11 protein-coding genes are annotated in these 13104 nt (G+C 61.0%); 5 read left to right on the top strand and 6 right to left on the bottom strand.

The annotated features are described in order from the left end of the window. Positions 1-50 precede the first annotated feature (50 nt). Positions 51-2411 (bottom strand): arylsulfatase, encoded by a 2361-nt coding sequence (locus ACFB49_RS11260; RefSeq protein ID WP_380879459.1) that lies wholly within the window; start codon positions 2409-2411, stop codon positions 51-53. A gap of 247 nt (positions 2412-2658) precedes the next feature. Here ACFB49_RS11260 and ACFB49_RS11255 point away from each other — a divergent pair, with 247 nt between their 5' ends. Further along, on the top strand, positions 2659-3360 hold the full coding sequence (locus ACFB49_RS11255; RefSeq protein ID WP_380879457.1) for a TetR/AcrR family transcriptional regulator: 702 nt from the start codon (positions 2659-2661) through the stop codon (positions 3358-3360). 22 nt (positions 3361-3382) lie between these two features. Here ACFB49_RS11255 and ACFB49_RS11250 read toward each other — a convergent pair whose 3' ends face one another. Further along, entirely contained in the window at positions 3383-3814 is a 432-nt protein-coding gene (locus ACFB49_RS11250) for a helix-turn-helix domain-containing protein (RefSeq protein ID WP_380879455.1), read from the bottom strand. Between the two features lie 68 nt (positions 3815-3882). On the opposite strand from ACFB49_RS11250, the gene ACFB49_RS11245 reads away from it, so the two are divergent. Beyond that, positions 3883-4731 carry a class I SAM-dependent methyltransferase gene (locus ACFB49_RS11245; protein ID WP_380879453.1) on the top strand — a complete coding sequence of 283 codons (849 nt, stop codon included), beginning with the start codon at positions 3883-3885 and terminating at the stop codon, positions 4729-4731. A 153-nt stretch (positions 4732-4884) separates the two neighbouring features. Here ACFB49_RS11245 and ACFB49_RS11240 read toward each other — a convergent pair whose 3' ends face one another. Further along, a complete protein-coding gene (locus tag ACFB49_RS11240; RefSeq protein ID WP_380879944.1) occupies positions 4885-5757 on the bottom strand; it encodes a sigma-70 family RNA polymerase sigma factor in 873 nt (290 codons plus the stop codon). A 204-nt stretch (positions 5758-5961) separates the two neighbouring features. On the opposite strand from ACFB49_RS11240, the gene ACFB49_RS11235 reads away from it, so the two are divergent. Then, positions 5962-6417 carry a carboxymuconolactone decarboxylase family protein gene (locus ACFB49_RS11235; protein WP_380879451.1) on the top strand — a complete coding sequence of 152 codons (456 nt, stop codon included), beginning with the start codon at positions 5962-5964 and terminating at the stop codon, positions 6415-6417. A gap of 294 nt (positions 6418-6711) precedes the next feature. On the opposite strand, the gene ACFB49_RS11230 is transcribed toward ACFB49_RS11235, so the two are convergent. Together ACFB49_RS11230 and ACFB49_RS11225 are read right to left on the bottom strand one after the other, a co-directional pair. Further along, positions 6712-7989, bottom strand: a complete 1278-nt coding sequence (locus ACFB49_RS11230; protein ID WP_380879449.1) for a DUF1214 domain-containing protein — start codon at positions 7987-7989, stop codon at positions 6712-6714. Between the two features lie 33 nt (positions 7990-8022). Further along, positions 8023-9531, bottom strand: coding sequence for a DUF1254 domain-containing protein (locus ACFB49_RS11225; RefSeq protein ID WP_380879447.1), 1509 nt, complete (start codon positions 9529-9531; stop codon positions 8023-8025). Between the two features lie 389 nt (positions 9532-9920). On the opposite strand from ACFB49_RS11225, the gene ACFB49_RS11220 reads away from it, so the two are divergent. Both ACFB49_RS11220 and ACFB49_RS11215 read left to right on the top strand, forming a co-directional pair. Next, positions 9921-10964, top strand: a complete 1044-nt coding sequence (locus tag ACFB49_RS11220) for an MBL fold metallo-hydrolase (protein WP_380879445.1) — start codon at positions 9921-9923, stop codon at positions 10962-10964. 319 nt (positions 10965-11283) lie between these two features. Beyond that, the gene (locus tag ACFB49_RS11215; protein WP_380879443.1) at positions 11284-12321 is read left to right on the top strand and encodes a DUF1254 domain-containing protein; all 1038 of its coding nucleotides are present in this window, start codon (positions 11284-11286) and stop codon (positions 12319-12321) included. 236 nt (positions 12322-12557) lie between these two features. Here the strand turns inward: ACFB49_RS11215 and ACFB49_RS11210 are convergent, their stop codons facing one another. After that, on the bottom strand, positions 12558-13094 hold the full coding sequence (locus tag ACFB49_RS11210; protein ID WP_380879942.1) for a hypothetical protein: 537 nt from the start codon (positions 13092-13094) through the stop codon (positions 12558-12560). Between the last annotated feature and the right edge of the window lie 10 nt (positions 13095-13104).

Here is a 13104-nt window from a genome sequence, read left to right as displayed (position 1 = left end):
TCCTGGCCCCTCATCCTGTTTTCTATCCGTCCGCCCCACGCGGGCCGGCGTCATTTCACGTCGAAGATGATCTTGCGGAGGTCCCCGTCGAACCTGCTGGCGGGGATCGTGTAGTCGTCGTTGATCGGCGTGATCGTGTCCTCGCCGACGTCGAAGCCTTCGGTATGGGAGACCCAGCCGAACAGCGTGTGTTCGACGCGGCCGCTGCCGATGATCTTCCCGTCGACCGAAAGGGTGAGGGTGCCGCCGCCGCCACGCGCTGCGCTGTCGGCCTTGAAGTCCGCCAGGATCTTGTGCGGCCCAGGTGGCAATGCCTCGGTCGCACTGATCTTGTACTGGCGCGGACCGACCGCGTTGTAGTGGAAGATCGGCCGCCCGTTCTTCAGGTAGAGCGCATAGCCGCCGAACCGGCCGCCCTGTGTGACCAGAACGCCATTTGCCGGCCTGTCGGGTAGTACCACATCGGCTGTGATCGCATAGGAATGGCCGATCGTGTGCGGAACAGCGCTTTCTGCCGCGCGCGTCAGCCCCGGATAATAGACGAACTGATCACGCCCCTCGGTAAGGGTCGGTCGTCCTTCGGTGCCTTCCGCGAAATCGTGGATCGGCAGGATCTTGCTGCGCGCGGCTTCCGCCCAGAAAAGCTGCTGCATCTCCTGCAGCTTGGCAGGGTTGGACGCCGCGAGGTTCTTCGCCTGCGAGAAATCCTGACGGATATTGTAGAGTTCCCATTTGCGCGTATCGAGATCGATCTTGATGTTCTTGGTGACATCCCAGGCGGATCGTGCGGGCGTGGTGCCCGCCCACCAGCCATCCTGGTAGATCCCCATATTCTCCATCATCTCGAAGACCTGGGTCTTGCGGTGTGACGGCTCCGCCTTCTGCGTGAAGCTGTAGGCCATGCTGACGCCATCGATCGGCTGCTGGGCGACGCCATTGACCATGGAAGGCGCCTTCACCCCCGCGGCCTCGAGGATGGTGGGCATCACGTCGGTGACATAGTGGAACTGATCCCTCACGCCGCCGGCATCCTTGATGCGCGCCGGCCAACTCACCACCAGCCCGTTGCGGATCCCTCCGAAATGCGACGCCACCTGCTTGGTCCATTGGAATGGCGCGTTCAGCGCCCAGCCCCAGGCAGCGGGATAGTGGTTGTAGAGCGTCGGCGAGCCGATCTCGTCGATGCGGCTCAGCATGTAATTGAAGTCTTCGTCATAGCGGGCGATGCCGGATTGTTCGAACAGTAACCCGTTCAGCCCGCCTTCGCCGCTGCCCCCATTATCGCCCTGGATGAAGATGATGAGCGTGTTGTCGAATTCGCCCTTGGCTTTCAGATCAGCAACGATCCGGCCCATCTGCTCATCGGCATAAGCAAGCGAGGCGGCATAGGCCTCCATCAACCGCGAATAGAGCCGCTTCTGATCGGCCGAGAGGGAATTCCATGCGGGCAGCGATGCCGGCCGCGGCGTCAACTGCGTCGTCGGCGGGATGATCCCCATCCGCTTCTGGCGGAGATAGGTCTCTTCGCGGATCGCATCCCAGCCCTGATCGAACTTGCCGCGGAAGCGGTCGAGCCACTCCTTTGGCGCATGATGCGGCGTGTGCGCGGTACCCGGTGCATAATAGACGAAGAAGGGCTTGTCCGGCGCGAGCGCATGCTGTTCCTCGATCCAGCGGATGGCGTGGTCGGCCATGTCGCGATCGAAATGGTAGCTCGGATCGTTGTGCGGGGGCTCGACCGGACGGCTGTTCTCGACCAGGTTCGGCGACCACATGCTCGCGTCCGCCGAGAGGAAGCCGTAGAAATATTCGAACCCGAGGCCATTCGGCCAGCGATCGAACGGACCGGCCTGGCTCATCTCCCACTCCGGCGTGAGATGGCTCTTGCCGAACATGGCGGTATTGTAGCCGTTCTGCTTCAGCACCTCGGCGGTAGTGGCTGCCGACTTGGGGATGACGCTGGTATAGCCGTCATAGCCGGTCGGCAGATTGGTCACATTGCCCATGCCGACATTGTGCGGGTTACGGCCAGTCAGCAGGGCCGCGCGAGTGGGCGAGCACAGGGCCGTCGTGTTGAACTGGTTGTAGCGCAGACCCTGCTTCGCCAGCGCATCGAACGTGGGTGTGGGAATCGGGCCGCCAAAGGCACTCGATGCCCCGAAGCCGACGTCGTCCGTCATGATCAGCAGGACGTTGGGCGCGCCCATGGGGGCGGTGGGATTTCGAGGCCACCGCACTGGCCCCGATTCTGCCGGCGTGCGGCCAAGTTTTTGGGGCGGCGCTGTTTCGATAGCGGGAAACACCGTTTGCGCGGCGGTGACGCTCGGCATGAAGGCCGTGCCGACCAGCAGCAGCCGTGTGAGGCTTGCGACGGATGCACCTCGGACGAACTGGCCTGCTTGCTGCACCACGCATCGCTCCCCTTAAACCGAGCCCTTCGCGGGCTTCGAATTAAGTCATATGCGTTCAATAGCGCTGGCGCACCTATTGGTAGTTGCAGGCCGGAATACGTGACAGAATCGCGTGATGAGTGGTGCTTCATTACATGTGAGGAGGAGGATTGCGCGACAAGGTGGGCCAAATGGCGTTGTTTTATAACGCATATGACTTATATTTTCGACAGTCGCGGGAACGAGTCGCTCGGATAGGATGGGCTCGATGAATGCTTCGCCCGATTTTGTGTCGTCGACATCGCCCGACGAGGATGTGCCTCGGCTGGGGCGTCGTGCCACGAGCGCTGAAGCGCGAGAGCGGATCATCGCTGCCGCCGAAATCCTGTTCGCTGAACGCGGGATCGAGGCGGTGTCATTGCGCGAGATCGCCGTCGCCGCGGGACATGGCAACAACAATGCTGTGCAATATCATTTTGGCTCCAAGGCGGGACTCGTCCAGGCGATCTTCCATCACCGTGTCGGCCAGATGGAAGAACCGCGTCACGCCATGCTCGCGGAGGCCGAGGCACAAGGTCGGCTCGGCGACGTCAGAACACTCCTGGATATCCTGTGTCTGCCGCTCCTTGACCTCGTCGATGGTGATGGTCGGCACACTTATGCGGGTTTTCTCGCCCAGTATGTCACGCGCTATCGGCCCGGCGGCCTCCAGCACGCAGCCGATGAGGTGAGCGAGGTCTCCACCTCGATCCGGCGGCTGCTCGAGTTGATTGCCCAACGCATTAGCTACGTGCCGCCCGCACTTGCCCAGTCGCGTATCGCGCTTTGTGCTCTCGCGTTCCACAATATGCTGGTCCGCGCCGATGCCGAGCATCTGAAAACCAGGGATCGTGCAGCTTTTGATGCTCTGGTGCACGACACGATAGAGATCATGGCTGTCGCGCTAAGCGCGCCCTATCGTCACAGTTAAAGCTCATCCTGAACAAGCCGCCTTAAACGATCCGCCCCGCTTTTGGTGGAGCGGTGCGTCCTCGGCGGCCTCGGGCGACCTTGATGAGACGCTGGAAAGTCGGACATTCCATATGGTCGGGAGCCGGACATTCGGCGGCATGGCGCAGTCCGTTCCTGAGAGCGATCATCCGCCGAATACTGAGGTCGAGCTCGTCGGCCTTAGAATGAAGAAGCTGGCGATCAATGCGTGGTGGCGCATCGGTCGCGAACATCGCCCTGATCTCATCGAGCGAAAAGCCCGCCCCTTGGCCTAACGTGATGAGGGCAAGCCGGTTGAGCACGGCCGCGTCGAAGACCCGTTTCAAGCCGCGGCGTCCAATCGACTGAATGAGGCCGCGCTCCTCATAGTAGCGCAACGTCGACGCTGGCGTTCCGGATCGCTTGGCGAGTTCGGCAATGTCGATCGCTTTCATCCTTGACCTCAAGTCGACTTGAAGTGGCACTCTCAGCTCATCAAACCTTCCGAACAAGGGGAATCAGCATGGTCAACAAGCTGTCGGCGAACGATGAGATGTCGGGGCTGTGGAACGCGCATGGCGGCGAGACATGGGTTGAATTGCAGGCGCTGCTGGATCGGCTGTTCCTGCCGTTCGAGAATTTTCTTGGCGACGCGGTGAGACAGAGCGGGGCATCAAATGTCCTCGACGTGGGCTGCGGGACGGGCGCCACGACGCTCGCGGCCGCGCGCGCGGTTGGCTCTGCGGGCATGGCGACCGGACTCGATATCTCGCGGCCACTCATCGAGGCCGCGCAGTACCGCGCGCAAATCGCCAATGTGGCCAACGCCCACTTTCTTCTCGCCGATGCGCAGACCGCGCAGCTCGCGCCCGCCACATTCGATTCGATCATTTCTCGCTTTGGCATCATGTTCTTCGATGACCCGACGGCAGCCTTCGCCAATCTGCGCCAGGCTGCGGTCAGCGGCGCCTCGCTTACCGCGTTCGTCTGGCGCAGGCCGTCGGACAACCCCTTCATGGTGGCGGCCGAGGTCGCTGCTGCATCCTTTATACCCGAGCTTGAGCCGGTCGCTCGCAATGCTCCGGGGCAGTTCGGCTTTTCCGACCCCGAGTATGTTCAGGGCATCCTTGACTCCGCTTGGCGTGATATCCGCATCGAGCCCATCGATGCGTTGTGCGAACTCGAGGAAGGGGATCTCGACCGATACATCCTCAAGCTGGGCAGAGTGGGTAAGATGCTCCCGCATTTGAGTGAGAACCGCCGAGCCGCCGTCGTTGATGCGGTGCGGCGGGCATTCGTTCCGTTTGTGAGCGGCGGGCTGGCCCGCTTTACTGCAGCTTGTTGGCGGATCGAAGCCAAGGCCGGACAGTGACTAGGCGGATGTGCGAAATCCGAAGCCGCCGACACAGCAGCCATTCCGCGGTCGATCTCGGCTGCCTGTTACCTTCCCTGCGTTCAGGTTGAGCACGATGACCGCTTCCAGGGGTGTCGAAGGCTTCAGAAGGTTCTCGGCTTCAGAAGAGGTCTAATTCGGCATCGCGAACAGATGTGCAAGCTTGTCAGGATTTTTGACGATGTAGATCGCGACGATCTGACCCTCGCTTAGATCGAGGGCCGTCGTCCGAGGCAAACCAGCTTCATCGATGCTTAAATACCCTGGCAAGCCGTCGATCATCGCTGTCCGCAGCAGAATCGGTGGACGCACAATCTTTCGACCAAGGCTTGCGAAAAGGCGTAGCGCATTGTCCACGCCGCTAACGACGTTGCGGAATGCCAGAACGTTTCCGCCACCATCGGCGTGAATCTCGACGTCCTCCGCCAGAAGCATCGAGAGGGTCGCCATATCGCCGTCCCGCGCCGCAACGAAGAAGGCACGCGCGATCCGGTCCGCTTCCGCCGCGTCGACGCTGAAGCGCGGTCGCGCGGTCTGGATGTGTTTGCGCGCACGGGACGCAAGCTGACGCACCGCAGCAGGTTGTCGTCCCAGCGTTTCGGCCACCTCGGTTAATGCCACTTCGAAAATGTCGTGGAGGAGAAATGCCGCGCGCTCCAATGGTGAAAGGCGTTCCATGGCAAGCATGAGCGAAAATGGGATGTCGTCAGTAATCACTTCGTCCGGTTCTACCGGATCCACCAGGGGATCGGGGAGCCACGGCCCGATATAAGTTTCCCGCCTGGCCTGCGCTGACTTCAGCCGGTCGAGGCAGAGACGGGTGACGGTTCGGGTGAGATAGGCAGCTGGGGCATCACTGGCGGACTTTGCCTGAGCCCAGCGCAGCCACGCATCCTGTACGGCGTCCTCCGCCTCGCTGACCGAGCCGAGCATGCGATAGGCAAGGCGTAACAAGTGCTTCCGCTGGGCCAGGAAGTCAGCCGTCCGTTTGTCGAGCTGCAGCAGCCGCCGGCTGTGACCATTTCTGCACGTGCCCACAGACACTGATACCTCCTCGGCAGACCGTTGATAAGACGATGCAGCGCGCGCTGGTGTGACACGAGGCAGGGCCAGGGTGAAAATAAATGTCGGCGGGCATGTCACACTGCCTCCTTCTGCCTCGTCAAGTAGGCGAGCGTCAGAGCGGCGCCCCAGACGAAGGAGATTGGTATGAGCCAGGACAAACGCGCTGTCTGGCACGAGGTCGCGCCGGAGGGTGCCAAGGCGCTATTCAGCATCCATCATTATGTTACCACCGGCACCAAGCTTCCGGAGGAACTGATACATCTCGTGTTCCTGCGTGTTTCGCAGATCAACGGCTGCGCCCATTGCATCGATTTGCACACACGCGATCTGCTGAAGACGATGCCGATCGATAAGGTCGCGCTGTTACCAGTCTGGGCTGAGGTACCTCACTTGTTTTCCGACCAGTATCGCGCGGCGCTGGCCTGGGCCGAGGAGGTGACGCTGCTCAGCGAGACACACGCATCGGATAGAGCGTATGCAGCGGCGGCGGCCACCTTTGAGCAGAAAGATCTGGTCGATCTCACCATCGCGATTGCGGCGATGAACGCGTTCAATCGGCTCGGTTCACCGTTTCGTCTACCGGTGACGGCTCAGGCCTGATCCGTGCCAGCGATTTCCGTACCGCGCAGCGAACGAAGCTCTCCTCACCATATGCAACGAGAATTTTTCCGAGCAATTCAAGGGCTGAGCTTTGCCGCGCGTCGGAAAGATTCATCGTCGTTCCTCAGGATTTGAACTCGATGAATGTGCACTATTCGCTTGCGCCGTGCGCGCGATCGGAAGCATTCGCCGCCATAGCGGTCGTCCACGCCATCTCGCGGACCCCCCGAAACCCGCCCTCTGTTCATGCCAGAATCCGTGCAGCCGACGTGCCGACAAGCGCGGCGACCTTCCTCAACGCTTGATCAGCGTCGGCGGAAAATAGCTGCCATCCGCGACTCCGCCGCGGGGACCATAGAAACGGAAGGTGAGGCTCCAGGGTTTGCCTTTGGTGGGAAGCCAATTGCCTTGTGGCGCGTCGGTCGGTTGGTCGGGCGCAAAATAGAGGGTGAGTGAGCCGTCGTCCGAATAGGTCAGCTTCGACTCCTTGTTCAGAAGGAAGCGATCAAGCGGGTTGGGCAGAACGCGACGGTGAAGCCGATCGACCGCGATCACCGACCAGAAACATTTGGCATATTTGGACGGAAGGTCATCGGCCGGGAAGGTGAGCGTGTAGGTTCCGTCGGCCTCCAGATCCTTGCCTTCGCTGTCCAGCGCGCCGCGATAATAGAGCACTTCCTCGAACACGTTGGCCCAGATGCCACCATAGTTGACCGTGGTCCGCGTCATCCAGTCATCGCCCCAATGGCCGCAGCATGCCGGACGGGCCCATCCGTTCCGGATCGAGCCTCGCCCGATATAGGGGGCAGCAGCGGCGAAATCCCGGTGGGCCTTTTGCCGGACGATTTGGTCGATCCGTTCGCGCTCAACCGGATCTTCGATAGCGGCGGCGATCGCCCGGCTATTGGCCTGGAGCGTTTTCATGCCGGGGCTCAGATCTGGCTCGGTATCGAGCGCGAGCTCGGCGGAATCGAACGCCTCGACGCCGGGGAGGGTTGCCATGTCGAACATAACCGTTCGCGGGATGTCGGGCAGTTCGGGATTGCCATGGATCTTGAACTTGAACTGGTGCTGGAGTGCGATGGCCTCATCCCAATTGGCACCAAGCTCGACACGGAGAAGCACGCGTGAGACCTTTACAGGCACATCAACGCGTTGTGCGCCGACCGGAATGTCGACATTGCTGCCCTTGAGGCAAACCGCGAACAGGCCGTTCGGGTGATCCGGATAGACCCGCTCATTGATATTGGCGACGGTCTCGCCCCAGCCGTTCAGGAATTCGACGACATAATAGCGGCCCTCGATGACGGGCACTGTAACCAGCAGAAAGCTGTGCTCGTCGACCGCCACCCACGCCTCGGAATATGCGACGTCGAGATTGGGGTTGGGCCAATCGACCTGGCCAGGCTTGCGATGGAGCAGTTCGTTCCAGACAAAGCCTTCCTCGTCGAAATCTACCTGTTGCTGGCGGGTGATGAGGAGTCGACCGAGCAGGTAGATCCAGGCATCACTGATGTCCTGATCGCCAAGCCCGGCAGCTGCCGACGGCGTGGACTGAGCTTCGACGGTCATGGCATCTCTCCGGATAGGGGCGGTGGGAGCGTCCTATGCCCTCGCCAAGGCGACCCGATGCACGTCGGGCAGCTTGTAGCTGCCGTCCAGCAGCGGTTCGGTCGGCACATACGCACGTACCAACAGCGCGAATTGCTCGCGCGGGGCGGGCAGCCAGTTAGCCTGGGCGTCGGCGTCGTTCGGCTCATCGGCCGAGATGGTGATCGTCAGCGAGCCGTCCGCGGAGAAGCGGAGTTCGTTCGCGGCGATGTTGACCGTGCCGATGTTGGTGCGACCATTCGGACTGTCGGGCAGCATGAAATAGTCCCGATCATACATGGTAAGCGACCAGAAGCCGCCACGCGGGCCATCCACCGGAGGCAGCGCACCTTTCGGGAAGGTCATCGAATAGGTGTAGCGGCCCTGCAGCAACGCGCCGTCAGCATCGGTGCCGCGGATCAGATAGATCGCCTCCTCGAACTGGTTCACGAAGATATAGATGGCGGCTGCCTGTGCGCGACCCAGCCAGTCGACATCCCAATGGCCGGCATTTTCCTGCTTCTGCCAGCCATTGCCGGCATCGGTGCCAACCTGCTCATAGCGGGCACTTTCGAACAATTCGGTATCGGCGGCGAGCACCGTGCGATCGAGCAGCGCGGCCCAGCGCGGATCGCTTTTCCGCAAGGCCACGAGGACACGCGCCTGCTTCGCCATCGCTGCATCGTCAGGGCCTACCACGGGATTGAGATCCAGCGCCCTCTCGAGATCGTCCCAGAAACTTGTCCCGTGTACCGGGCGGTTACGAAGGAGATCGGGATCGGCAGCGAGCATTTCGGCGTTGAGGTTGGGCGGATAGACCTTGTTGCGCGCGCTTGCCTCACAATCGAAAGCGAGCCGGCCCGGCTTGTCCGCGCTCAGCGGCACGACCCCCATCTGGTTGAGGACGCGGCGGGCCTCGGCCTTTCCCTCCGGCGTGCGGGAGGCGAAGCTGCGCGCCATGATGACCGCGACATTGGTGGGCGAGCGCAGGACGTCGAGAAAGCCTTCGGGTTTCTCGCCCTGCCATTCCGGGCCGACCATGAGGATCTTGCCGCCGGGTGTTCCGGCGGTCGAACCCAGCTGGCGGATAACAGTAGTGAAGGCGTCGACGATCTGGATCGTCCAGTAATGCCCCGCCGGAGCATCGTCGGGCGTCTGGATGACGACCGGTTCCTCGCCGAGATCAGCAAAGCAGGCGCCGTAGATCGTGTCGTTGTTGGGCGTGACCACCTTGCGCTGGGCGGGCGGCAGATAATCGTCGACAAAGCCCATGTAGTTCTTGGGCGACCCCGGGAAGAGGCCCATTGCCATGCCTGGGCCGCGGCCTTTCATAAGTTCCCATGTGCTGGTCCGGCCGACCGCGTTCACAAAGGGATGGCCCCAGACATAAACGACGCGCGCCAGCGCCTCGACATAGCGTTCATTGGCGAGCTGCGCGGGGGCTCCGGCACCGTTGGCCAGGGCTGGATGAGCCGGTGTGAAGAGACAGGGTGTGTAAGGAAGGCTGCCGGCTTTGCTGGTCACGTGCGGCTCCGATCCGTCCAAGGAGTGCGGAACCGGGAAATGAAGGGCGGATCCGTGACATCAGCCTATCGCGTTGATCTCCCCCTTCAATCAGGTGACTCCCTGAGAATGGGTCGGGATTTCCCTTATGGTCTAGCCTGCCCACTGGTGCCGCCATTGCCGACGTTGGAGGGGTATTTGCGCCCCCCGATTGCTGCCCTGTGTTCAGATTGAGAACGAAGACCGGTTTCGGCAGGCGTCCGCACGACCCACACCCGGGGGCGCCAAGGCGCAAATAGTGTATTGAACACGAGCGCCCGTCACCGAACAGAAGGTAGCGAATGGTCCCCGCCGCGAGCTCAACTCGTACAATAAGTCGCAGGATGTTCTTCCGAGCGGGCGCCGGGGGCTTGGCGGCCTTCGCAATTGGTTCAGCGCCCGGCCGAGGCCTGACTGCCGTTCCCGTCGTTGATACGCTCACGCTGCAAGTTCTCGTCGACAACGCCACGTTCGGTCCGTTTCTGCCCGACCTCGTGCTTCCTGGACTAAGGGTAAAGCGCCACACCGGTGATCCTGTCGGTGGAGTCATGTCTCGAACTGCGCTTCATGCGGAGTTCGGGCTGTCGATCCTGGCAACCTCATGGCGAGATGGATCGACGGTCCGGGTGTTGGTCGACTTCGGCTACTCACCTGAGGCGGTTCGCACCAACCTCACGATGCTCGGCATCGACATCTCCGGGCTTGACGCCGCGGTACTGAGCCATGGACACCTGGATCACTATGGCGGATTTCCGGGATTTTTCCCGAGGGAACCGCGACCTCAGGTGCCGCTCTATGTCGGTGGTGAAGAGGTGTTCTGCGAACGCATCGCCCTCATCGGGAACCCGCCGCCCATCATGGGAACACTCGATCGAGCGGCGCTCGCAGAAGCTGGGTTCATAGCTCGCATTTCGCCCAAGCCCCAGATTATCAAGCAGCAGGCCTTTACCACCGGTGTGATCCCCCTTGCTGGGTTCGAGCGCGCGGCGATCCCAACGCAAATGCGGCCGGGTAGAGGTTGTGACCGGAACGCGCTGAACCCGTCCAAGCGCCACCTCGACCAACTTCCCGATGACGGCGAGCACGAGCTCGCTACGTGCTACAACGTGAAGAATCTCGGCCTGGTCGTCATTGCGTCCTGCAGCCACCGGGGCGTGATCAACAGCGTGCGGCAGGCACAGAGGGTGTCCGGCATCGACAAGGTACATGCCGTTGTCGGAGGATTTCACCTTGTACGCCCCAGAACCGAGGATGAGGCTCGCCGCACCGTCGCGGAATTCGCCACCATCGATCCCACTTACATAGTGCCGATGCATTGTTCCGGTGACGTGTTCATCCAGGAGGCGATGCGGGTCATGCCTCAGAAAATCATCCGTCCATATGTTGGAACTGAGTTGCAGTTCGCCGATAGGTAGCGGACTTGACCAACATTCGACGAACTAGTTGATGGTCACGCCAATGTGGCGGCAGCGGATGGCGGCTGGCGCCCACATAGCCGACATCCAGAGCTCGATTTCGGCCGCCTGATACCTGCCCTACGTTCAGATTGAGAACGATGACCGGTTCAGGGGGGGCGTCGGGAAGCGCGATAGGGTCAGCCTTGTCGGGTTGGCGGAGGTTGCCACCAGCCTTGATCGCATCCGCCTCGGGGTAAAAAGCAACCACTGCACGGGTTATTCCCGATGGCTGGTCTGATGCGGACGCACATATTGTGGGCGCGAAGGGAGCATTCATATGAAAGTTCAATGGCTTCTCGCTTTTGCTCTGTTGACTAGCTGTCAATCGAAGGAACCGGCACCCCACAATAATTCGTCGCAAAAGGTTACAACGGACAATTTTGTCCGCGCCGAGAGCGACAACTATTTTGCGGGCTTTGTGAAAGAAGGCGCGCTCGGCAGGTTCAAGCACAATCGCGAGTTGGCCGACGTCAAGAACCAAACGGTAGTTCGGCTCAATCGAGACACGCTCTATTCCTTTGGCGTTTTTGATCTGGATGCGGGGCCAGTCACCGTCAACTTGCCGGATACGAATGGCCGATTCATGTCTTTACTACTCATCAGCGAGGATCATTATAATCCAGCAACTTATTATGACCCGGGACCGCACACGATAACACGAGAGCAGGTCGGAACTCGATATGTGGCGTTGGCCATCCGCACATTCGCCGATCCAAATGATCCGGCCGATCTCCAAAAGGCCCATGCATTACAAGACGCGATCAGAGTTGAGCAGCCTGGCGGCCCCGGAAAGTTCGAAATTCCTGTTTGGGATCAAGCTTCGCTCTTGGCTATTCGCGAAGAACTGAAGAGCAGCGCCGCGGGCATGACCAATATGAGCAAGGCCTTCGGCACGCGCGAGGAGGTGGATCCCCACCAGCACCTGGTTGCGACGGCAGCAGGGTGGGGCGGCAACCCCGCTCGCGACGCACTTTACGTCCCGGTTAACCCAAAGGGCAATGACGGGAAGCAGGTGCATCGCTTGACCGTGAAGGATGTTCCCGTCGACGGCTTTTGGTCGATCACGGTTTACAACAAAGAGGGCTTCATGGAGCCCAACCCGCAGAACGCCTACTCACTCAACAACATCACGGCGAAGAAGGATGCCGGCGGGGCTTACACGATCCAGTTTGGCGGCTGCGACAATGGCGCCAGCAATTGCCTGCCCGTCATGCCGAATTGGAACTATCTGGTTCGCCTTTACCGGCCCCGTGCGGAGATCCTCAACGGCATCTGGAAGTTCCCGGAGGCGCACCCCGTCGGCTCGAACCGCTAATGGCCGAAATGCGTCAATAGCTGACGTAAGCAGCGGCGGCAGCTTCGTCATCGACTCCGGAACGGCCGCTCGTGGGCGAAAATTGGGAAAAACCGACCTCGTCACCGAACGTCTCCGCCCAGCCGGGTTGGGTAGGAGCCGCCCACAAAGCCGACATTGAGCATGCCTCGAGGCACTCCCAAAACCCGCCTTTGGTTCAGAGAGACGTCGCTACCCTTGGAAGCACGAGTGTCTACTCATCCGGGCAAAACTGGATAGTCGACGTATCCTTCAGGGCCCGGCGTGTAGAGCGTTGCAGGATCGAACTCGGCCAATTGCGCTCGTCGTTCGAGCCGGCTGACGAGGTCGGGGTTGGCGATAAATGGACGGCCGAAGGAAAAGGCATGGGCGACGCCCTCATCCAGAAGTCGCTCCGCTCGCTCGCGCGTGATCCCTTCATTGAGGATGAGCGGGCCTTTCCAATGCTCTTGAGCGAGAGCCAGGCTATCCACCTGCGGGTTGGATACATGGATCAGGTGAAGGTAAGCGAGTTGTAGCGGCGATGCTGCTTCCAGCAGGAGAGCGTAGGTTTCCCGTGGATCCTTGTCATAAATATCGTTGAACGGATTACCGGGGCAAATCCGGAACCCCACTCGCCCAGCGCCGACGGTCGCGGCCATCGCTGTCAGCGCCTCTATCACAAACCGGATCCGGTTGGCCGCCGGACCTCCATAGTCGTCCGTGCGATGGTTGGTATTCGACGACAGAAATTGCGCGGGAAGATAGCCTACCAGATCGGCGGCG

This window comes from Sphingomonas sp. DBB INV C78, assembly GCF_042693015.1.
Taxonomy (GTDB): domain Bacteria; phylum Pseudomonadota; class Alphaproteobacteria; order Sphingomonadales; family Sphingomonadaceae; genus Sphingomonas_E.
Note: the sequence above shows the minus strand (reverse complement) of the source record. Positions and strands in the feature narration are given on the sequence as shown.